1 pseudogene is annotated in these 1,448 nt (G+C 34.8%); it reads left to right on the forward strand.

Annotated elements, in window-relative coordinates:
• Positions 1-73: 73 nt before the first annotated feature.
• Positions 74-1,398, forward strand: a pseudogene (locus F6K53_RS42240) (IS701 family transposase).
• The last annotated feature ends 50 nt before the right edge of the window (positions 1,399-1,448 follow it).

Genomic DNA, 1,448 nt, shown 5'->3' on the forward strand with positions numbered 1-1,448 from the left:
TCCTCTTCTGTCACTTTCCGAGTATAATGAATAGAGAAAGAAAAAAATCAAACTGTACAAGGTAGACACAGCAATGGATGTAGAGCTACAAGTTCTCAAACATTTACCAAGAGACCCCCAGCTGACAGTATCGGTAATAGACTCTTATTGTCAGACCTACAAAGATTTATTTAAAGAAGTAAGAAATTATGAGTGTTTCAAGTATTTACACTTAGGAATAATCTCACCAATAAAAAGAAAATCATTACCAGAAATAGCCAAAGTAGTAGGGATGAAATCGGCCCAATCACTACATCACTTTATCGCCAATTCTCCTTGGTCAGTAGAAGAACTTAAAAAGCGAAGAATCAAGGAAATAAAAAGTAAATTAAAGGGAGGAGCGATCAAATTAATAATTGACGAAACCGGAGATAGAAAAAAGGGCAATAAGACCGACTATGTAGCCAGACAATATTTAGGAAGTGTCGGGAAAATAGATAATGGCATAGTATCAGTGAATGCCTACGGATTGTATAAAAATATAACGTTTCCCTTAGTCGTTAAAATCTTTAAACCAAGAGGAACACTAAAACAAGAAGATAAGTACAAAACCAAAATAGATTTAGCCTCAGAAATAATCGAAGAGCTAGTAGATGAAGGATTAAATATTGAACTAGTATTAGCAGATAGTTTGTATGGTGAGAGTAGTAAGTTTATTAGGAAATTAGAGGAATGTAGACTGTCTTATGTAGTAGCAATTAGGAGTAATCATGGGGTTTGGATGCCATCCGAACAGACGGTTAGAGCGAACAGGTGGTGTAAATTTACCAGAACATTTAGTAATCAAAAATCAGAAATTAGATACATTAGGGAAATAGTCTATGGAAAAAGGAGAGCAGTAACTTACTGGGAAATAACCACAGACCCAGAAACAATGCCAGAAAATTCCACTTCCTTTGTGATGACAAACCTAACCGGTAATCTCAAGAAAACTTTAGGGAATTTGTATGGGTTAAGAACATGGGTAGAATATGGTTTTCGCCAGTGCAAACAGGAGTTGGGATGGACAGATTATCGCTTTACTAAATTTAAAGAGATACAGAAGTGGTGGGAAATAATCTTTTGTGTATATACAATGATTAGTCTAAAATCTCCAGCTTTTTTTTAAATAAATCTCCAGAAGTAGAAAATGAGGCCACAGACACTGATGATGTGGAGGTTAGTAATCATCAACAATGGAATCATGAAGATGGATGGAAGAATGTCTTAAACAATTTGCGTTTACTAATTCAACCAATTATGATGTTATGGGTCATTTTTCCATGGTTAGATATTTTACCTAATACCAAGTTATTGCTGGGATTAAATCAGCTCATTAGGGAAATTAATCAATGTCAAACCTTTTTGTATTCTGGATAATATGGCTTATTTGTTACTCATTGATTCCGGAGAGTGACAGAAGAGGGATA

Source organism: Moorena sp. SIO4A1 (genome assembly GCF_010672065.1).
GTDB lineage: Bacteria > Cyanobacteriota > Cyanobacteriia > Cyanobacteriales > Coleofasciculaceae > Moorena.